This is a genomic window from Streptomyces cavernae (genome assembly GCF_004023625.1).
GTDB lineage: Bacteria > Actinomycetota > Actinomycetes > Streptomycetales > Streptomycetaceae > Streptomyces > Streptomyces cavernae.
This window is the reverse complement of sequence record NZ_RPDJ01000053.1, coordinates 28,906-48,734: the sequence shown is the minus strand read 5'-3', so window position 1 is coordinate 48,734 and position 19,829 is coordinate 28,906. Positions and strand designations below refer to the sequence as shown.

Sequence of the window (19,829 nt, the reverse complement as noted above, 5' to 3'; positions counted from 1 at the left end):
GAACAACCATCTGAAGGGCCGCACACAGGCGACGATCTTCGAGTACCTGCGGATGATCGCGATCGCCCGGCTGTTCATGGACAACGTCGCCCACATCCAGGGCTCCTGGCTGACCACCGGCAAGGAGATCGGACAACTGTCCCTGCACTACGGCGCCGACGACCTCGGTTCGATCATGTTGGAGGAGAACGTGGTCTCCTCGGCGGGCGCCAAGCACCGCTCCAACCGGCAGGAGATCATCGACCTGATCCGCAGGGCGGGACGGGTGCCGGCGCAGCGGACGACGACGTACGAGCACATCGTGGTGCACGACGACCCGGCGAACGACCCGGTCGACGAGCGGGTCGTCTCCCACATCTCCTCGACGGCGATCGAGGGTGGCACCGCCCACCCCGAACTGAAGCTGCTGGCCTCCAACTGATGCCGACGGTCGCCGGCTGAAGGTAGTGCCCCAACTGACGGCAACAGACGCCGACCGGCGTGACGGCAACTGACGGCAACTGACGGCAACCGAGGCCGACCGAGGTTGAGAGCAGGCGTGCTGACGATCCATACGGCCGAGGAAGGCGTCACGGTCGCCGTGGCGGGCGACCGGGTCGCCGCCGTCGGCTCCTACGAGGAGTTGGCCGAGCGCTTCCCCGGGGCGCGCGTGCGCCGCTGGCCAGGCAGGCTGGGCCCGGCCCGGGTCCACGAGGGCCCGCTCCCGGACGCGCCGACCCCGCGCGAGCGGGTGCACGAGGTGCTGAAACTCGGCGCGGTGGCGGTGCTCGCGGAACACGCGGACACGCCGGAGCTCCGTGCCGCGGCGGACCGGAACCACGTACTGGTCCTGCCGCGGTCCGGTTCCCTCCCTCTCACGGAGTCGGCCCGTGCGGACCTGGCGGTCTTCACCCCGGAGGGGGAGTGCGTGGCGACGGTGTGCGCGGGGCGGCTGGTGCACCGGCGTCGGTAGGAGGCGCCACGGGGTGGGTCACCCCGCGAACGCCTTCCCGAACGCGCCGTCCTCCTGTTCCACCCCGCTGCAGTTCGTCAGCGCGTCGTTCGACGAGGAGTCGCCGCTGTCGCACTGCCGGTCGCGGAACGTCGCCCACATGGAGACCCAGGCGATCCCCTTCTCCTCGGCGAACGAGCGGACCTGGGCCGCGTCGTCGAGCGTGAAGGTCTCGCCCTTGATGTCGTTGTCCCCGAGCATCGAGGTGAGCGCCATGCCCCGCCAGGCATCCGCGTCGGACAGGCCGAAGATGTCCGCGAGCTGGTCATGGGCGGCTTCGGCCGAGGTGATCGCGTAGTCGCCCATGTCGTCCCGGTACGACTCGCCGTAGTTCATGGTCATGATGTTGACGGTGGAGACCTGGACCCCGTTGTTGTTGGCGGAGTCCAGCAGCGCCTTGCTGTCGGAGTCCAGCCCGGTGGGCATCACGGGCAGCGTGAAGGACACCTTCAGGCCGCTGCGTTCCTTCTGCAACAGCGCGATCGCCTTCGACCGCAGTTCCACCGAGTCGGAGTCCTTCAGCGCGTCACCCTCGACGTCGAAGTCGGCCTGCGTCGCCCCGGCCGCGTCGAGCGCCTTGCCGTAGGCGGCGGCGAGTTCGGAGGCGCTGTCGCAGGCCTCGGCCAGCTCCGTCCCGGACGCCCCGCCGAAGGACACCCGCACCGAGGCACCGGACTTGGTCAGCGCCGATATCCGGGAGGTGACCGCCGAGTTGTCGATCGGGGTGCTCGCGTCCCACACCGGCGTACAGGAGTTGCCCTTGGCGACGACGAAGGCGAGGTTGTACGTCGACGGCGATCCGGCGGCGTCCAGATCGGAGGCACTGCTGGCGCTGACGTACGGCGCGAACGTCGTGGACGACGACGCGTCCTGAGCCGGCTCCGAGGGCGCCGCCCGGGTACTGTCCGGCGCCTTGGGAGTCCCGGCGTCCGATGACTCGTCACCACCGGAGGAGCATCCTGCGCTGGCCAGTGCCAACAGGCAGACGAGCCCGGCGGCCGGCTTCAGAAAACTCCTCATTGACCATGCACCTGCTTTCGTGATTGCTGTCTCAGCACGGAAACAAAAAAGAGTTTCCCGGAGGGGAATCTCTCACACGCCGTTGTGTTCCGCGTCGGGTTTCATCATGACAGGTCGCTCACAGACACTTCATGAGAAAGTTCGACCGGATGGGACCAACCGGGCGGAGGTTTGCGGACATTCGGTGCACTCTTATCCAGCCCGCTGCGCGCCGGAGACTCTGGAAACTCATAGGAAGAAGACAGGTCAAGGCGTTTCTCGTGGCTTCTCACATGGAATTCCGGGTATCTGACACAAAGCCGGGACTTAATCCCGGGGAATGAAATCCGAGCCTGCCATCGAAAATCAGGCGGCGGCGCGCGGGCGTCGTCGTAAAAGCGGCAAGGGATCCGCGGAGGGTCCCGTGTTCGTGGACAACTCCGGGCGCAGATCCAAGATACTTCGCCGTCTCGGCCTTCTCGCCGGCGTCGGCTGTCTCGCTTACGCGGCCGTGCTCGGCATGGCGTTCATGGGATGGGGCACCTCCCTGACCGTTCGTAGAGACTGAGCGGGAGTGAGTCCTGCTGCCAGGACGCAGCTCAGTCGCGTGCTCCGAACGGTGTTGGGCGTTCTGGTCGCCCTCCCCCAAGCTCTCGGCTTCGCTCGAGCAGGGAGGTACCCCCACCGCTCCGCGTCCGGGCGGCACGACTCTCGATCGTGGTCCGGGAATGCGGGGGCGGGGTTCCTCACGCTCACGGGTACCCGGTCCGGCCTGGGCGGTCCGATGCCCCGCAGCATCGCTCTGGTGCTGTGGGGGCGGTGTCGTCCGTCGCCGGATCGGATGCCCGAGGGCGCGCCGTCCGATCGCCACGGCTGCCGCGTCGATGGGGGTACCCCCCGCTCGAGCGGAGCCGAGAGCTTGGGGGAGAGTGGCCTTGCGGGTCTTGCTGGTGAGGGGCTGCTGCCAGTGCTGGGCGCCCCAGCGGGAGGCGTAGGCGGGGTCGACCGCGACGATCGCGAGGCTTTGTTCGGCGGCCATCGCCCCCAGCCGCGCCTTCAGCTTCCCGGTGGGGAAACGGGAGAGCAGTCGGCGGAAGCGCTTGTTGCGGCCGTGCTTCTCCCGGCTGGTGCCGTTGGTGAAGTCGAGGTCCTCGATCGCGATCGCCGCGGCCCCGCACCGTTGGCTGTGATGCAGCAGCCGGGTCAGGGCGTGCCGGATCTGGGCGTCGCGGTGGGTCGTGCTGCCCGACAGGTCGTAGCAGAAGCGCTTCGGGTCGCCGGCCGGGTTGCGAGCAGACCACTGCCGAAACACGCTTCTGACGCGCGAGTCCTCGGGCACGGTCGCGGCAGCCCCAGTGATCGGGTTGGTCACCGGAGTCGTGGCGGGGCTCTACCCGGCGTGGCGGGCATCGGGTATTCAGCCGGTGGAGGCCTTGCGGCGCTGACGGGGCACGGAACGGCCATCCGGCCCGGCAGAGCCGGGCCCCGCGCCTGTGTGCCCGGCGGCGATGCGGGCAGGTGGAGTCGGCCGCGTGCCTGTGCGGTCGGCGGCGATCCGGGCAGGGCGAGTCGGCCGTGTGCCTGTGTGCCCGGCGGCGATCCGGGCCGGCCGGCCGAGTCGGGCCCCGCGCCTCTGCGCCCGGGCCCTTCGCCTCTGCTTCCCGTTCCCCGCGCTCTGCTCCCGGGCGCCCCGGCCCTGTGCCCTCCTGCCACAATGGGCGCGTGACCCGCGCATCCCTGAACAAGCAGCCGCACGAAGTCGCCGCGATGTTCGACGACGTGGCGGAACGCTACGACCTCACCAACGACGTGCTGTCCCTGGGCCAGGCCCGGCTGTGGCGCAAGGAGGTCGCGAAGGCGGTCGACGCCCGGCCCGCGCAGAAGGTCCTGGACCTGGCGGCCGGTACGGCGACCTCGTCCCTCCCCTTCGCGCGGACCGGCGCGTACGTCGTGCCCTGCGACTTCTCCCTCGGGATGCTCCAGGTGGGCAAGCAGCGCCACTCCTGGCTGCCGTTCACGGCGGGCGACGCGACGAAACTGCCCTTCAAGGACGACACCTTCGACGCGGTGACGATCTCCTTCGGGCTGCGCAACGTCCAGGACACGGAGGCGGCCCTGCGTGAGATGCAGCGGGTGACCCGTCCCGGCGGCCGCGTCGTGATCTGCGAGTTCTCACACCCGACCTGGCAGCCCTTCCGCACGGTCTACACCGAGTACCTGATGCGCGCCCTGCCGCCCGTGGCGCGCGCGGTGTCGTCCAACCCGGACGCGTACGTCTACCTCGCCGAATCCATCCGCGCCTGGCCCGACCAGCCGTCCCTGGCCGAGCACCTGCGCAAGGCGGGCTGGTCGAAGGTGGCGTGGCGCAACCTGACGGGCGGGGTGGTGGCACTGCACCGGGGATTCAAGCCGCACGAGGGCTGAGCGGTTCGGGTCGGGGCCGTCGGCGCCTCGAGCCTCGGCACGGGCACCGACACGGTCGCCGCACGCCTCAGCTTCCCGGACGCCGTGCTGTACGGCGTCCTGTGGCTCACCGCGGCACCCACGGCAACCACCCTGGCGCCCCGTCCGATCACCCCGATGAGCGCGGAACGGTCCCGGCCTCACCTGAGGACTTCGAACGCGTCCCCCGGCGCATCCAACTCGCGCCGTATCCCACCGGACGGCGGCCGCGGCACACGCGGTTCGCGCACACCCGCGCCTCCCTCGCCCTCTCCTTCGCCGAAGTCGAACCACACGGTCACCACCGCGCCGCGCGGCACCTCGGCCCCGGGGAGCGGGAACTGCCGTACGACGTAGTCGAAGACGGTCAGATGGAAGTCGGGCCGGTCCGGCGCGGCGATCCGGACACCACGTGCTTCCGCTCTTTCCCGGGCGTCCACGGCCATCAGACCGACCAGCCGCGGCACGTGTACTTCGGGTGGTTTGTACACCTACGTCACCCCCAGCGGTACCGGAAGGGTAAGCCCGCACCGGGCCCTTCCGGAAGCGTCGGGGGCAGGACCGGGCCTCACGGCTCGCGCTCCTGCAGATCGAGCTCCCGAAGCTGAAGCTCCGCCAGCTCCAGCTCCTACAGCTTCAGCTCCAACACCTCCAGCTCCTTCAGCCCCAGCTCCTACAGCTCCAGCTCCTACAGCTTCAGCTCCAACACCTCCAGCTCCTTCAGCCCCAGCTCCTACAGCTCCAGCCGATAGCAATGCCCCGGCCGACGTGAGACGGGCGCGACGTGCCTCTCGGCGAGCACCATGCCCAGCCGCCTGGTGACCGCGATGGACCGCTCGTTGGCGGCGTCGACCATGGCCACGACACCCCTCAGCCCCGCCTCCCGCAACCTGCCCAGCGTCTCCTGCGCGGCGGCGGTGACATATCCGCGCCCCCAGTACGGCCGCGCCAGCCGCCAGCCGATCTCCGTCTCGCCCCTGGGGCCCCATTCGTGCGGCCACGGTTGCGCGCCCGTGAACCCGATGACCTCGCCGTCCTCGTCCAGCATGGTCCACAGGCAGAAGCCCAGCTCCGCGTCGTGCCTGCGCTGCCGCGCGGTCAGTTCCTCGTACACGGACAGCTCGGCCGCCTTGCCGCCGTGGAACTCCATCACCTCCGGATCGTCGAAGATCCGGTGCCAGGCGAAGGCGTCCTCGTGCGTCGGGACGCGCAGTCGTACAGCGGGCAAGGCTCGGTTCACAGGGGCAGCCCTTCAGCCGGGTGATCGGTACCGCTGAATAGACTGCCCATGTCCAGTGCCCGTCAGCACGCAGATAACCAACCTTGGGGAGATCCCGCCGTGACCGAGCCCCTCTCCGAACACACCGCCGATGTGATCGTCGTCGGGGCCGGGCCAGCCGGTTCCACCACCGCGTACTACCTGGCGAAGGCCGGACTGGATGTCCTGCTGCTGGAGAAGACCGCGTTCCCACGGGAGAAGGTCTGCGGCGACGGTCTGACACCGCGCGCCACCAAACAGCTCGTCTCGATGGGCATCGACATCTCCGAGGAGGCCGGCTGGCTCCGCAACAAGGGCCTGCGGATCATCGGCGGCGGCGTACGGCTCCAGCTCGACTGGCCGGATCTCGCCTCCTTCCCCGACTACGGACTCGTCCGCAAACGGGACGACTTCGACGAGCAGTTGGCGCGCCAGGCGCAGAAGGCGGGCGCGCGGCTGTACGAGCGGTGCAACGTCGGCGCCCCGATCATCGACGAGCGCACGGGGCGCATCACCGGCGTGCACGCCAAGCTGGGCGACCCCGACGCGGGTGACAAGGCCGAGAAGCGGGACGTCACCTTCCACGCGCCCCTCGTGGTGGCGGCGGACGGGAACTCGACGCGGCTGTCCCTGGCGATGGGCCTGCACCGCCGGGAGGACCGTCCGATGGGCGTCGCGGTCCGCACGTACTTCACCTCGCCCCGGCACGACGACGACTACCTGGAGTCCTGGCTGGAGTTGTGGGACCGGCGAGGGCCGGGCGAGGACCGGCTGCTGCCGGGCTACGGCTGGATCTTCGGCATGGGTGACGGAACCAGCAACGTGGGCCTGGGCGTGCTCAACACCTCCGCCTCCTTCAAGGAACTGGACTGGCGCGAGGTCCTGAAGGCCTGGTGCGCGTCCATGCCGGAGGACTGGGGTTACGTCCCGGAGAACATGACGGGCCCGATCCGCGGTGCCGCCCTGCCGATGGCCTTCAACCGCCAGCCGCACTACACCCGCGGTCTGCTGCTGGTCGGCGACGCCGGCGGCCTGGTGAACCCCTTCAACGGCGAGGGCATCGCCTACGCCATGGAGTCCGGGCAGATCGCCGCAGACGTCATCGTCCAGGCGCACGCCCGGGCGACCCCCGCCCAGCGCGAGATGGCCCTCCAGCGTTATCCGCGCGTCCTCAAGGACACCTACGGCGGCTACTACACGCTGGGCCGTGCCTTCGTGAAGCTGATCGGCAACCCGCAGATCATGAAGCTCGCCACGCAGCGCGGCCTGACCCACCCCCTGCTGATGAAGTTCACGCTCAAGCTCCTGGCCAATCTGACCGACCCGACGGGCGGCGACGCGATGGACCGCATCATCAACGGCCTCAGCAAGGTCGCTCCGCGAGCCTGAGCGCCTGCCGGGTTCCCGGTGACGGCCTTCGCCGGGCATGGTCCGCTGCCGGGACTCCGGCGGCGGCTTTCGCCGGGCGTGGTCCGCTGCCGGGTTCCCGGTGACGGCTGTTGCCGGGCGTGGTCCGCTGCCGGGCCTCCGGCGACGGCCTCCGCGGGCCGAGCCCCGCGGGGCCCCGACGGCCCCGCACAACACGCACCCTCTTCCACGAGGATCTCCGCACACGCCGAAGGGTCGCCCTCCCCCACGGGAGGGCGACCCTTCGCCACAACTCCGACTCAGCGCACCACAGTCAGTGCACCGGAAACCCTGAAAACTCAGAGCACGCGTACCGCGCCGGAAGCCGGGTACCCGGAGAGGTCCTGGATGACCACACCCTTGGACGGGTTGGCGGCATCCAGGTACTTTCCGTTACCGATGTACACCCCGGTGTGATAAGCGGAGCCCTTGCCGCCCCAGTAGAGGATGTCCCCGACCTGGATCTGGGAGAGCGGGATGTCGGTGCCTACCGTCGACTGGTCCTGCGAGACCCGCGGCAGATCGACACCGACCTGCTTGAACGCGGCCTGCACGAGGCTGGAGCAGTCCCAGGCGTTGGGCCCGGTCGCCCCCAGCACATAGGCGTCGCCGACCTGGGCCTTCAGGAAGCTGATGACCGTGGCCACGCTGCCGCTCGCCGGAGCGGACGCGGAGGTGCTCGTGGAGGTCAGGGTGGTCCGCTCGGTGGACCGGGAGGCACGCTCCGCGGCGGCCTGCCGCTTCGCCTCTGCCTCGGCCTTGCGCTTCTCCTCGGCCTTCTTCTTGGCGACCGCCAGATCGGCCTTGGCCTGCTCGGCGGCCTGAGCGGCGGCGGCGTCGCGCTCCGCCTGCAGCTGGTAGTCGGCCGCGGCCTGCTGGGTCGCCGCCACGGACTGCGCGATCGTCGCCGTGAGGTCCGCCGTCAGCGCGGGCAGCTCCTGGGTCTGCGTCGACGACTCCGACGCATTGGCCGTGCCGGCGGCAGCCGCCACGGCCAGGGTGCTGAGTACACCACTGGCCACACCGGCGCGCAGTGCCGTCGTCGAGGCACTCGAGCGCCGGGGTTTCCGGTGGCTGCGTATGTGAGCGGTGTGGGACATGAGTCCAACCGGTATCAGGGGCTCCTCCATACCTTCAAGAAACGTGTCCTGCGCCACAGTTGTTCAATCGACCTCCGAAATCCCTCGCCTACGGTTCCTTATTGACGCCATAGCGGACAATGTGGACACCCCTCGACAAGGCTGTGATCACGGGCTTTCAATAATTCGCCCGATTTGCCGCGCACTTACCATTCAATGACTTCGTTGGCCAAGCCCGGTTTCTGATCCGTGACATTCGATGTGGCGCAGGTCACGGAAAGGTCACCCTTCCGGGCGGTGCGCGGCGCTCGTGAACGCGTGCACGCGTCCGCAGCCCGCCGCGCCCTCCCTGTCGCGTGTGAACGGGACCCCCTATCAAGGGATCTGGTCCAGCGCCAATTTGCCCCTACGGCATGACGCTTGATAGTGCAAGACCGCCGCGACCAGGCGCGATGAATGAAAATGTCACCTCTTGGTGATCACGCGACTGCTTCGTGTACGAAGATCGTCGCTCATCCGACTTCATGATCCTTGTTCGGGTGGTGGAGATCACAAAGTCCTTGCTGTACCCCGTGTCGCAGATCACAGACCCACAGGCATAAGATGCGTGGCAGTTGGGCTTGTGACCTGCTTCACATGTGAGCGATCTTTGAGAGCTCCGTAAGGGGCGGGTGAGAAGTCCGACGCAACCGCCAGCAGTCAGCGCCGACTGAAGGGAGCGAGGAGCGTGAACGCGTATGCGCCGATCCTCGTACTGGGAGCCCTCGGGGCAGGCTTTGCGATCTTCTCCGTGGTCATGGCCACGTTGATCGGTCCGAAGCGTTACAACCGGGCCAAGCTCGAGGCCTACGAGTGCGGAATCGAGCCGACCCCCACGCCGGCCGGTGGCGGGCGCTTCCCCATCAAGTACTACCTGACGGCGATGCTCTTCATCGTCTTCGACATCGAGATCGTCTTCCTCTACCCCTGGGCCGTCACGTTCGACGCCCTGGGTGTTTTCGGGCTCGTGGAGATGCTGCTCTTCGTGCTCACCGTCTTCGTCGCCTACGCGTACGTATGGCGGCGGGGCGGCCTGGAATGGGACTGAGGGGCCTTTAAGAGCATGGGACTCGAAGAAAAGCTGCCGAGCGGTTTCCTGCTGACCACCGTCGAGCAGGCCGCGGGCTGGGTGCGCAAGTCGTCCGTCTTCCCGGCCACCTTCGGCCTGGCCTGTTGTGCCATCGAGATGATGACCACCGGAGCCGGCCGCTACGACCTGGCACGTTTCGGCATGGAGGTCTTCCGCGGATCACCGCGCCAGGCCGACCTGATGATCGTGGCCGGCCGGGTCAGCCAGAAGATGGCGCCGGTGCTGCGCCAGGTCTACGACCAGATGCCGAACCCCAAGTGGGTGATCTCCATGGGGGTCTGCGCGTCCTCGGGCGGCATGTTCAACAACTACGCGATCGTCCAGGGCGTCGACCACATCGTCCCCGTCGACATCTATCTGCCCGGCTGTCCGCCGCGGCCCGAGATGCTGATGGACGCCATCCTCAAGCTCCACCACAAGATCCAGACCTCCAAGCTCGGCGTCAACGCCGAGGAGGCGGCCCGCGAGGCGGAGGAAGCGGCGCTCAGGGCGCTCCCCACCATCGAGATGAAGGGGCTGCTGCGGTGAGTGAGGCAAACGGTAACGGTGTGAACCCCGAGAAGGACCTCGCGGCCGACAACCTCCCCGGGCAGCGCGGCGACCGCGGTGAGGAGATCCGCGTCCAGCGCGGCATGTTCGGCGCCGACAACGGCGGGGACACCTCCGGCTACGGCGGCCTGGTCCGCTCCGTCCGGCTCCCGGGCCCGGCCTCCCGCCCCTACGGCGGCTGGTTCGACGAGGTCGCCGACGAACTCGAGGGCGCCCTGGAGGAACAGGGTCTCGTCCCCGAGAACGCCATCGACAAGACCGTCGTCGACCGCGGTGAACTCACCTTCCACATCGAGCGCGAGCACCTGCTCACGGTCGCCAGGACCCTGCGCGACGACCCCGCGCTGCGCTTCGAGCTCTGCACGGGTGTCTCCGGCGTGCACTATCCCGGCGACAAGGGCCGTGAGCTGCACGCCGTCTACCACCTGCGTTCGATCACCCACAACCGGCTGATCCGCCTGGAGGTCAGTGCGCCCGAGGGTGAGCCCCGCATCCCGTCCCTGGTCCCGGTGTATCCGACCAACGACTGGCACGAGCGCGAGACGTACGACTTCTTCGGCATTGTCTTCGACGGCCACCCGGCGCTGACGCGGATCATGATGCCGGACGACTGGCAGGGCCACCCCCAGCGCAAGGACTACCCCCTCGGCGGCATCCCCGTCGAGTACAAGGGCGCCCAGATCCCGGCTCCGGACCAGCGGAGGTCGTACACATGAGCGCCCGTCCGTCGCCCGACCGCCACCCCTCAACGACTCCCTTCGGGAGGCCCCAGTGACTACCGCATCAGCGCGCGAGACCACGGAAGGCACCGTCTACACGGTCACCGGCGGAGACTGGGACGAGGTCGTCCAGTCCGCGACCCGCGCGGACGACGAGCGCCTCATCGTCAACATGGGCCCCCAGCACCCCTCGACGCACGGAGTGCTCCGGCTCATCCTGGAGATCGAGGGCGAGACCGTCACCGAGGCCCGCTGCGGCATCGGCTACCTCCACACCGGCATCGAGAAGAACCTCGAGTACCGCACGTGGACCCAGGGCACCACGTTCGTGACGCGCATGGACTACCTGACGTCGTTCTTCAACGAGACGGCGTACTGCCTCGCGGTCGAGAAACTGCTCGGCATCGAGGACCAGGTCCCCGACCGCGCCACGATCATCCGGGTGCTCCTGATGGAGCTGAACCGCCTCTCCTCGCACCTGGTGTGCATCGCCACCGGCGGCATGGAACTCGGCGCCACCACGATCATGATCTACGGCTTCCGGGATCGTGAACAGATTCTCGACATCTACGAGCTGATCACCGGTCTGCGGATGAACCACGCGTACATCCGCCCCGGAGGACTCGCCCAGGACCTCCCCCCGGGCGCCGTGGACCAGATCCGCGAGTTCGTGAAGAAGATGCGGAAGAACCTCCCCGAGTACGACAAGCTCGCCACCGGGAACCCCATCTTCAAGGCCCGTATGCAGGGCATCGGCCACCTCGACCTGGCCGGCTGCATGGCCCTCGGCGCCACCGGCCCGATCCTGCGCTCGGCCGGCCTCCCGCACGACCTGCGCAAGGCACAGCCGTACTGCGGCTACGAGACGTACGACTTCGACGTCCCGACCGCCGACACCTGCGACTCCTACGGGCGCTTCCTGATCCGCCTGGAGGAGATGCGCCAGTCCCTCGGGATCATCGAGCAGTGCCTGGACCGGCTCGCCCCCGGCCCGGTCATGGTCGCCGACAAGAAGATCGCCTGGCCCGCCCAGCTCGCCCTGGGACCGGACGGACTGGGCAACTCCCTGGACCACATCAAGAAGATCATGGGCACCTCCATGGAGGCCCTGATCCACCACTTCAAGCTGGTGACGGAGGGCTTCCGTGTCCCGCCGGGACAGGCGTACGCGGCCGTCGAGTCGCCCAAGGGCGAACTCGGGGTGCACGCCGTCTCCGACGGAGGCACCCGCCCCTACCGGGTCCACTTCCGCGACCCGTCCTTCACCAATCTGCAGGCCATGGCGGCGATGTGCGAGGGCGGCCAGGTCGCCGACGTCATCGTCGCCGTCGCGTCCATCGACCCCGTGATGGGAGGCGTCGACCGGTGACCACCAGTTCTTCGGAGCGCGGCGTCAGCCTGGGCATGCCCGAGCTGCCCGCGCCCGCATACCCGGACGACGTCCGAGCCCGGCTGGAACGGGACGCGCGCGAGGTGATCGCCCGCTACCCCGACTCCCGCTCCGCCCTGCTGCCGCTGCTGCACCTCGTGCAGTCGGAGGAGGGCCATGTCACCCGCACCGGAATGCAGTTCTGCGCCGAGGTGCTCGGCTTGACCACGGCCGAAGTCACGGCGGTGGCCACCTTCTACACCATGTACCGGCGCAAGCCGTCCGGTGACTACCAGGTGGGCGTCTGCACCAACACCCTGTGCGCGGTCATGGGCGGCGACGCCATCTTCTCCGCCCTCCAGGAACACCTGGGCGTCGGCAACGGCGAGACCACCGACGACGGCAAGGTCACCCTGGAGCACATCGAGTGCAACGCGGCCTGCGACTTCGCCCCGGTGGTGATGGTCAACTGGGAGTTCTTCGACAACCAGACCGTCGAGAGCGCCAAGCGCCTCGTGGACGATCTGCGCGCGGGAGCCGAGGTCGAGCCCACGCGCGGTGCGCGCCTGTGCACCTTCAAGGACACCGCCCGCATCCTGGCCGGCTTCCCCGACGAGCGGCCCGGGGCCGTCGAGGCGACCGGCAGTGCCGGACCCGCTTCGCTGGTGGGCCTCCGCCTGGCCAGGGGAGAGGCCGCACCCGCGCGCGTGGTGCATCCGCGCGGCGGCGAGGCACCGCAGGACGAGCCGCCGCACGAGCCGTCGCCGACCGAGCACCTCAGCTCGCACGACGCGCCGCAGGACACATCGGCCTCCGACCCTGCCCATCCGGCGGGCCCTGTCGCCGAGGAGGGGGAGTGATGACCTTGTCCACCGAGAAATACGGGGGCAACCCGCAGCCGCAAGCTGGGGGAGAGACCAGTCCGGAGAAGCTGCTCGCACCCGTGCTGTCGGCCTTCTGGGACGAGGACAGGTCCTGGACGCTGGACGTCTACCGAAGGCACGAGGGGTACGAGGGTCTCCGCAAGGCACTGGCCATGTCGCCGGACGACCTCATCGCCTATGTGAAGGACTCAGGTCTGAGGGGCCGCGGCGGTGCGGGATTCCCCACGGGGATGAAGTGGCAGTTCATTCCCCAGGGTGATGGAAAGCCTCACTATCTAGTTGTCAACGCCGACGAATCGGAGCCCGGGACCTGCAAGGACATCCCGCTCCTGTTCGCCAATCCGCACAGCCTCATCGAGGGCATCGTGATCGCGTGTTATGCCATTCGGTCTTCGCATGCCTTCATCTACCTGCGCGGTGAAGTCGTCCCCGTGCTGCGGCGGTTGCACTCCGCCGTACAAGAGGCCTACGCGGCGGGCTATCTCGGCGAGAACATCCTCGGCAGCGGACTCGACCTCGAACTCACCGTGCACGCGGGCGCGGGCGCGTACATCTGTGGTGAAGAGACCGCACTGCTCGACTCGCTCGAAGGCCGCCGTGGTCAACCGCGGCTCCGTCCCCCCTTCCCTGCCGTCGCGGGCCTCTACGCCTGCCCGACTGTGGTGAACAACGTCGAGTCCATCGCGTCAGTTCCCGCCATTCTGCAAAAAGGCAAGGAATGGTTCAGGTCGATGGGCAGCGAGAAGTCCCCGGGCTTCACGCTCTACTCGCTCAGCGGCCACGTGGCCAACCCGGGCCAGTTCGAGGCCCCGCTCGGCATCACGCTGCGCCAGCTCCTGGACATGAGCGGCGGGATGCGGCCCGGCCACCGGCTGAAGTTCTGGACGCCGGGCGGCTCGTCCACGCCGATGTTCACCGATGAGCACCTCGACGTCCCCCTCGACTACGAGGGTGTCGCCGCCGCCGGTTCCATGCTCGGCACCAAGGCCCTGCAGTGCTTCGACGAGACGACCTGCGTCGTCAGGGCCGTCACCCGCTGGACCGAGTTCTACGCCCACGAGTCCTGCGGCAAGTGCACGCCCTGCCGTGAAGGCACGTACTGGCTGGTGCAGTTGCTGCGCGACATCGAGGCGGGCAAGGGCGTCATGTCCGACCTCGACAAGCTCAACGACATCGCCGACAACATCAACGGCAAGTCCTTCTGCGCCCTCGGCGACGGTGCCGCCTCGCCGATCTTCTCCTCCCTCAAGTACTTCCGCGAGGAGTACGAGGAGCACATCACGGGCCGCGGCTGCCCCTTCGACCCGGCCAAGTCGACGGCCTGGGCCGACCGCACGGAGGTGAACGCATGACTGTGACCACCAGCGCTCCCTCGGGAGGGGGAGAAGCGGCGGTCCCGCCGGAAGATCTCGTCTCGCTGACGATCGACGGCGTGGAGATCAGCGTGCCCAAGGGCACCCTGGTCATCCGGGCCGCCGAACAGCTCGGCATCGAGATCCCCCGCTTCTGCGACCATCCCCTTCTCGACCCCGCCGGCGCCTGCCGCCAGTGCATCGTCGAGGTGGAGGGCCAGCGCAAGCCCATGGCGTCCTGCACCATCACCTGCACCGACGGGATGGTGGTGAAGACCCACCTCACCTCGCCCGTCGCGGAGAAGGCCCAGCACGGTGTGATGGAGCTGCTGCTCATCAACCACCCGCTGGATTGCCCCGTCTGCGACAAGGGCGGCGAGTGCCCGCTGCAGAACCAGGCGATGTCGCACGGCAACGCCGAGTCCCGGTTCGAGGGCAGGAAGCGGACGTACGAGAAGCCCGTCCCGATCTCCACGCAGGTACTGCTGGACCGCGAGCGGTGCGTGCTGTGCGCCCGCTGCACCCGCTTCTCCAACCAGATCGCGGGCGACCCGATGATCGAACTCATCGAACGGGGAGCGCTGCAGCAGGTCGGCACCGGCGAGGGCGACCCCTTCGAGTCGTACTTCTCCGGCAACACCATCCAGATCTGCCCGGTCGGGGCACTGACCTCGGCGGCCTACCGGTTCCGCTCCCGCCCGTTCGACCTCGTCTCCTCGCCGGGCGTGTGCGAGCACTGCTCCGGCGGCTGCGCCACCCGCACCGACCACCGGCGCGGCAAGGTCATGCGGCGGCTCGCCGCCAACGACCCGGAGGTCAACGAGGAGTGGATCTGCGACAAGGGCCGGTTCGCCTTCCGGTACGCGCAGCGTCCGGACCGGCTGACCACACCCCTGGTGCGGGGCGAGTCCGGTGAACTGGAGCCCGCCTCCTGGCCGGAGGCACTGGACGCCGCCGCCCGGGGGCTCGCGGCCGCCCGGGGCCGCGCCGCGGTCCTGACCGGTGGCCGGCTCACCGTCGAGGACGCCTACGCCTACAGCAAGTTCACGCGCGTGGCCCTCGACACCAACGACATCGACTTCCGCGCGCGCGTGCACAGCAGTGAGGAGGCCGACTTCCTCGCCGCCCGGGTCGCGGGCCGGGGCCGGGACCTCGACGGTACGGGCGTCACCTACGCCGCCCTGGAGAAGGCACCCGCCGTGCTGCTGGTCGGCTTCGAGGCCGAGGAGGAGGCGCCAGGCGTCTTCCTGCGGCTGCGCAAGGCCTGGCGACAGCACGGGCAGCGGACCTACGCCCTCGCCACGCACGCCACCCGCGGCCTCGAGAAGGCCGGCGGAACGCTACTGCCCGCCGCGCCCGGCACCGAGACCGAATGGCTGGACGCGCTCGCGAGCGGCGTCGGCCTGGAGGACGACGGAAGCCTGGCCGCGGAGGCGCTGCGCACCGAGGGCGCGGTGATCGTCGTCGGCGAGCGTCTCGCGGGCGTCGCGGGCGGGCTCACCGCCGCGGTACGGACCGCCACCGCCACCGGCGCCCAGCTGGCGTGGATCCCGCGCCGGGCCGGTGAGCGCGGCGCCGTCGAGGCGGGCGCGCTGCCGTCGCTGCTGCCGGGCGGGCGCCCGTCCACGGACCCGCGCGCGCGGGACGAGGTCGCCGCCGTCTGGGGCCTGGCGCAACTCCCGCACCGCTACGGCCGTGACACCGGCCAGATCATCGAGGCCGCCGCCACCGGCGAACTCGGGGCACTGGTGGTGGCCGGAGTAGAGGTCGCCGACCTGCCCGAGCCGGCACGCGCGCGTGCGGCACTCTCCGAGATCGGTTTCCTGGTGTCGCTGGAACTTCGGCCCAGTGAGGTCACCGACCACGCCGACGTCGTCCTGCCGGTCGCCGCGGTCGCCGAGAAGCCGGGCACCTTCCTCAACTGGGAGGGCCGGGCCCGCTTCTTCGAGGCCGCCCTCAAACCCGAACAGATGACCCGACCTCTCGCGCCCACCGACGCGCGCGTGCTGCAGATGCTGGCGGACGCCATGGACGTCCACCTGGGACTGCCCGATCTGCGCACCGTGCGCGCCGAGCTCAACCGGCTCGGCGCCTGGTCGGGGCCCCACGCCACCGGGCCCGTGGAGATCGCCACCCACCTGCCGCGCCCCGCCGCCGGAGAGGCCGTGCTCGCCGGACACCGGCTGCTGCTCGACCAGGGCCGCCTCCAGGACGGCGACGAGGCGCTCGCCGGCACCCGGCACGCCGCCTACGCGCGCGTGTCGGCCGCGACGGCCGCCGAGGCGGGCGTCAAGGACGGCGACGCCCTCGCCGTGACCGGCCCCTCCGGAGCGGTCGAGTTCCCGCTGAAGGTCACCGAGATGCCCGACCGGGTGGTGTGGCTGCCGCTGAACTCCGCGGGGGGCGGCGTCGCCTCCGACACCGGGGCGCAGCCCGGCTCCCTGGTCGTCATCGGCCCGGCGAAGGCCCCGAAGGGGGCAGTTGAGGAGGTGGAGGCGTGAACCCGTACCTCGCCGCTGAAGACCTGTCGATGTTCGGCCGCGACCCCTGGTGGCTGGTCGTCATCAAGGCCGTCTTCTGCTTCGCCTTCCTGATGCTGACCGTGCTCTTCTCCATCGTGTGGGAGCGCAAGGTCGTCGCCTGGATGCAACTGCGCATCGGCCCCAACCGGCACGGCCCGTGGGGCATGCTCCAGTCGCTCGCCGACGGCATCAAGCTGATGCTCAAGGAAGACCTCATCGTCAAGCGCGCGGACAAGGTGGTCTACGTCCTCGCGCCGATCGTCGCGGCCATCCCGGCCTTCATGGCGATCGCGGTGATCCCCTTCGGACCGGCCGGCAACGAGATCTCGATCTTCGGCCAGCGCACCACGATGCAGCTCACCGACCTGCCGATCGCGATGCTCTACATCCTCGCGGTCGCCTCGGTGGGCATCTACGGCATCGTGCTCGCGGGCTGGAGCTCCGGATCGACCTACCCGCTGCTCGGAGGACTGCGCTCCTGCGCCCAGATGATCTCCTACGAGATCGCCATGGGTGCGGCCTTCGCCTCGGTCTTCCTGTACTCGGGGTCGATGTCGACCTCGGCGATCGTCGAGGCCCAGCAGGACCGTTGGTACATCATCCTGCTGCCGGTCTCGTTCATCATCTACATCGTGACCATGGTCGGTGAGACCAACCGGGCGCCGTTCGACATGCCGGAGTCCGAGGGTGACCTGGTCGGCGGCTTCAACACCGAGTACTCGTCGATCAAGTTCGCGATGTTCATGCTCGCCGAGTACGTGAACATGGTGACGGTCTCGGCGGTGTCGGTGACGCTCTTCCTCGGCGGCTGGCGCGCCCCCTGGCCCATCAGCGGCTTCTGGGAGGGCGCCAACCACGGCTGGTGGCCGCTGCTGTGGTTCACGGTCAAGGTGCAACTGCTGCTGTTCTTCTTCATCTGGCTGCGCGGCACCCTGCCCCGCGTCCGCTACGACCAGCTGATGAAGCTCGGCTGGAAGGTGCTCATCCCGGTCTCCGTGGTCTGGCTGATGCTCGTGGCGACCGTGCGCACGCTGCGCAACGAGAACTACGACTTCGCCGAGATCGCGCTGTACGTCGGCGGCGCCGTACTCGTCCTGCTGCTGCTGTCGTTCGTCGCTGACATGTTCCGCGAGAAGCGGCAGGCGGCCGCGGAGCCGCCCACCGAAACCGCCGCATTCGACCCGATGGCGGGCGGATTCCCCGTCCCGCCGCTACCGGGGCAGGAGCTGCCGCCGGTGCCACGGCGCCGCTCGCGCCGCGAGCGCGAGTTGATTGTCAGTGGTGGGCCCGATACTGCGAGTGACGGATCACTTGGCGGATCTCACGACGGAAAGGAGGCGTCCGATGGCTGACGAGCCCAAGGAGACCGCACCCGGTTTCCTGAACCCGGTGGCAGGCTTCGGCGTGACCTTCAAGGCCATGTTCAAGAAGCGGCTGACCGAGCAGTACCCGGAGCAGAAGAAGACCACCGCCCCGCGGTTCCACGGCCGGCACCAGCTCAACCGCCATCCGGACGGTCTGGAGAAGTGCGTCGGCTGTGAGCTGTGCGCCTGGGCCTGCCCCGCGGACGCCATCTATGTGGAGGGCGCGGACAACACCGAAGAGGAGCGCTACTCCCCGGGCGAGCGCTACGGCCGCGTCTACCAGATCAACTACGCCCGCTGCATCCTGTGCGGACTGTGCATCGAGGCGTGCCCCACGCGCGCGCTGACGATGACCAACGAGTTCGAACTGGCGGACTCAAGCCGCGCCAACCTCATCTACACCAAGGAGCAGCTGCTCGCCGGTCTCGAGGACGGCATGGTCGACACCCCGCACGCCATCTACCCGGGAACGGATGAGCAGGACTACTACCGCGGCCTGGTCACGGAGGCCGCGCCCGGCACGGAGCGCCAGGTCGCCCTCTCCAAGGGCGAGGTCCCGCAAGAGGGTTCCTCGACCTTCGGCGAGGGCGAGCCGGCGTCGAAGAAGGTGATCGGCCGATGACGCAGCAGCTCGAACTCGCGGCCTACAGCACATCCACCGGTGAGGCCTTCCAGTTCTGGGTCCTCGGCACGGTCGCCGTGATCGGGGCCCTGTGCACCGTCTTCATGAAGAAGGCCGTGCACAGCGCGCTGTGCCTGGCCGGCACCATGATCGTCCTTGCGGTGTTCTACCTCACCAACGGCGCGTACTTCCTGGGCATCGTGCAGATCGTCGTCTACACCGGCGCGATCATGATGCTGTTCCTGTTCGTGGTGATGCTGGTCGGCGTCACCGCGGCGGACTCGCTGAAGGAGACCATCAAGGGCCAGCGCTGGCTGGCGCTGCTGTGCGGTCTCGGCTTCGGCATCCTGCTGGTCGGCGGCATCGGCAACGCCTCCCTCAAGGAGTTCAACGGCCTGGGGCAGGCCAACGCGAACGGCAACGTGGAGGGCCTCGCCGCCCTGATCTTCACCAAGTACGTGTACGCCTTCGAGCTCACCGGTGCCCTGCTCATCACGGCCGCCGTCGGCGCCATGGTGCTCACGCACAAGGAGCGCACCGAGCGGGCCAGGACCCAGCGTGAACTGGCCGAGCAGCGCGTGCGCGAGGGCAAGCAGGTCCCCCCGCTTCCGGCGCCCGGCGTCTACGCCCGGCACAACGCGGTGGACATCGCGGGTCTGCTCCCGGACGGCACACCGTCGGACCTCACCGTCAGCAAGACGCTGCGGGAGCGCGGACAGATCCGTGACGTGTCGGCCGAGGCGATCAACGATCTGAAGGCCCTGGAGCAGCGGTCGGCCGAGCGTCTGGAGCGGACCCCGATCGAACCGGCGAACCTCAAGCGGGCCGAGGAGGCGTCGAAGTGAATCCCGTCAACTACCTCTACCTCGCCGCCCTGCTGTTCACGATCGGCGCCACCGGCGTACTGATCAGACGGAACGCGATCGTGGTGTTCATGTGTGTCGAGCTGATGCTCAACGCGTGCAACCTCGCGTTCGTCGCCTTCTCCCGGATGCACGGCAATCTCGACGGCCAGATCATCGCCTTCTTCACGATGGTCGTCGCCGCCGCGGAGGTCGTGGTCGGGCTCGCGATCATCGTGTCGCTGTTCCGAACCCGCCACTCGGCCTCGGTCGACGACGCCAGCCTGATGAAGCTGTGAGG

18 protein-coding genes and 2 pseudogenes are annotated in these 19,829 nt (G+C 68.9%); 15 read left to right on the top strand and 5 right to left on the bottom strand.

The window, feature by feature from the left end:
* Nucleotides 1-421 (top strand): annotated as a pseudogene (locus EF387_RS41765) (dehypoxanthine futalosine cyclase); the annotation flags it as partial.
* A 117-nt stretch (nt 422-538) separates the two neighbouring features.
* Nucleotides 539-952, top strand: coding sequence for an imidazolonepropionase-like domain-containing protein (locus EF387_RS41760; protein ID WP_128381832.1), 414 nt, complete (start codon nt 539-541; stop codon nt 950-952).
* An 18-nt stretch (nt 953-970) separates the two neighbouring features.
* Here EF387_RS41760 and EF387_RS41755 read toward each other — a convergent pair whose 3' ends face one another.
* Entirely contained in the window at nt 971-2,011 is a 1,041-nt protein-coding gene (locus tag EF387_RS41755; RefSeq protein WP_128381831.1) for a chitinase, read from the bottom strand.
* Nucleotides 2,012-2,517: 506 nt separating this feature from the next.
* Nucleotides 2,518-3,278 (bottom strand): annotated as a pseudogene (locus EF387_RS41745) (hypothetical protein); the annotation flags it as partial.
* A 434-nt stretch (nt 3,279-3,712) separates the two neighbouring features.
* On the opposite strand from EF387_RS41745, the gene EF387_RS41740 reads away from it, so the two are divergent.
* Nucleotides 3,713-4,414 carry a demethylmenaquinone methyltransferase gene (locus EF387_RS41740; protein WP_128381829.1) on the top strand — a complete coding sequence of 234 codons (702 nt, stop codon included), beginning with the start codon at nt 3,713-3,715 and terminating at the stop codon, nt 4,412-4,414.
* 179 nt (nt 4,415-4,593) lie between these two features.
* Here EF387_RS41740 and EF387_RS41735 read toward each other — a convergent pair whose 3' ends face one another.
* The gene (locus EF387_RS41735; RefSeq protein ID WP_274388985.1) at nt 4,594-4,923 is read right to left on the bottom strand and encodes a PASTA domain-containing protein; all 330 of its coding nucleotides are present in this window, start codon (nt 4,921-4,923) and stop codon (nt 4,594-4,596) included.
* Between the two features lie 242 nt (nt 4,924-5,165).
* Nucleotides 5,166-5,672 carry a GNAT family N-acetyltransferase gene (locus EF387_RS41725; protein WP_128381827.1) on the bottom strand — a complete coding sequence of 169 codons (507 nt, stop codon included), beginning with the start codon at nt 5,670-5,672 and terminating at the stop codon, nt 5,166-5,168.
* 99 nt (nt 5,673-5,771) lie between these two features.
* On the opposite strand from EF387_RS41725, the gene EF387_RS41720 reads away from it, so the two are divergent.
* Nucleotides 5,772-7,079 carry a geranylgeranyl reductase family protein gene (locus EF387_RS41720; protein WP_128381826.1) on the top strand — a complete coding sequence of 436 codons (1,308 nt, stop codon included), beginning with the start codon at nt 5,772-5,774 and terminating at the stop codon, nt 7,077-7,079.
* Between the two features lie 317 nt (nt 7,080-7,396).
* Here the strand turns inward: EF387_RS41720 and EF387_RS41715 are convergent, their stop codons facing one another.
* Entirely contained in the window at nt 7,397-8,227 is an 831-nt protein-coding gene (locus tag EF387_RS41715) for a C40 family peptidase (RefSeq protein ID WP_128381825.1), read from the bottom strand.
* Between the two features lie 676 nt (nt 8,228-8,903).
* Here EF387_RS41715 and EF387_RS41710 point away from each other — a divergent pair.
* From EF387_RS41710 to nuoK, 11 genes are read left to right on the top strand one after another with little or no spacing between them, the layout of a single operon-like run.
* Nucleotides 8,904-9,263 carry an NADH-quinone oxidoreductase subunit A gene (locus EF387_RS41710; RefSeq protein ID WP_007383963.1) on the top strand — a complete coding sequence of 120 codons (360 nt, stop codon included), beginning with the start codon at nt 8,904-8,906 and terminating at the stop codon, nt 9,261-9,263.
* A gap of 15 nt (nt 9,264-9,278) precedes the next feature.
* On the top strand, nt 9,279-9,833 hold the full coding sequence (locus tag EF387_RS41705) for a NuoB/complex I 20 kDa subunit family protein (RefSeq protein ID WP_128381824.1): 555 nt from the start codon (nt 9,279-9,281) through the stop codon (nt 9,831-9,833).
* Nucleotides 9,830-10,570: an NADH-quinone oxidoreductase subunit C gene (locus EF387_RS41700; protein WP_128381823.1), complete on the top strand. Its 741-nt coding sequence runs from the start codon at nt 9,830-9,832 to the stop codon at nt 10,568-10,570. The genes EF387_RS41705 and EF387_RS41700 overlap by 4 nt, the downstream gene beginning before the upstream one ends.
* Nucleotides 10,571-10,625: 55 nt before the next feature.
* A complete protein-coding gene (locus tag EF387_RS41695; protein WP_128381822.1) occupies nt 10,626-11,942 on the top strand; it encodes an NADH-quinone oxidoreductase subunit D in 1,317 nt (438 codons plus the stop codon).
* A complete protein-coding gene (nuoE, locus tag EF387_RS41690; RefSeq protein WP_128381821.1) occupies nt 11,939-12,802 on the top strand; it encodes an NADH-quinone oxidoreductase subunit NuoE in 864 nt (287 codons plus the stop codon). Before EF387_RS41695 ends, nuoE begins: the two co-directional genes overlap by 4 nt.
* Nucleotides 12,802-14,178, top strand: a complete 1,377-nt coding sequence (gene nuoF, locus EF387_RS41685) for an NADH-quinone oxidoreductase subunit NuoF (RefSeq protein ID WP_128381820.1) — start codon at nt 12,802-12,804, stop codon at nt 14,176-14,178. The genes nuoE and nuoF overlap by 1 nt, the downstream gene beginning before the upstream one ends.
* Nucleotides 14,175-16,679, top strand: coding sequence for an NADH-quinone oxidoreductase subunit G (locus EF387_RS41680; protein WP_128381819.1), 2,505 nt, complete (start codon nt 14,175-14,177; stop codon nt 16,677-16,679). The genes nuoF and EF387_RS41680 overlap by 4 nt, the downstream gene beginning before the upstream one ends.
* Nucleotides 16,676-18,052: an NADH-quinone oxidoreductase subunit NuoH gene (gene nuoH, locus EF387_RS41675; protein ID WP_128381818.1), complete on the top strand. Its 1,377-nt coding sequence runs from the start codon at nt 16,676-16,678 to the stop codon at nt 18,050-18,052. The genes EF387_RS41680 and nuoH overlap by 4 nt, the downstream gene beginning before the upstream one ends.
* Nucleotides 18,045-18,686: an NADH-quinone oxidoreductase subunit NuoI gene (gene nuoI, locus EF387_RS41670; protein ID WP_128381817.1), complete on the top strand. Its 642-nt coding sequence runs from the start codon at nt 18,045-18,047 to the stop codon at nt 18,684-18,686. Before nuoH ends, nuoI begins: the two co-directional genes overlap by 8 nt.
* Nucleotides 18,683-19,531, top strand: a complete 849-nt coding sequence (locus EF387_RS41665) for an NADH-quinone oxidoreductase subunit J (protein ID WP_128381816.1) — start codon at nt 18,683-18,685, stop codon at nt 19,529-19,531. The genes nuoI and EF387_RS41665 overlap by 4 nt, the downstream gene beginning before the upstream one ends.
* Nucleotides 19,528-19,827 carry an NADH-quinone oxidoreductase subunit NuoK gene (gene nuoK, locus EF387_RS41660; RefSeq protein WP_030778338.1) on the top strand — a complete coding sequence of 100 codons (300 nt, stop codon included), beginning with the start codon at nt 19,528-19,530 and terminating at the stop codon, nt 19,825-19,827. The genes EF387_RS41665 and nuoK overlap by 4 nt, the downstream gene beginning before the upstream one ends.
* Nucleotides 19,828-19,829: the final 2 nt, after the last annotated feature.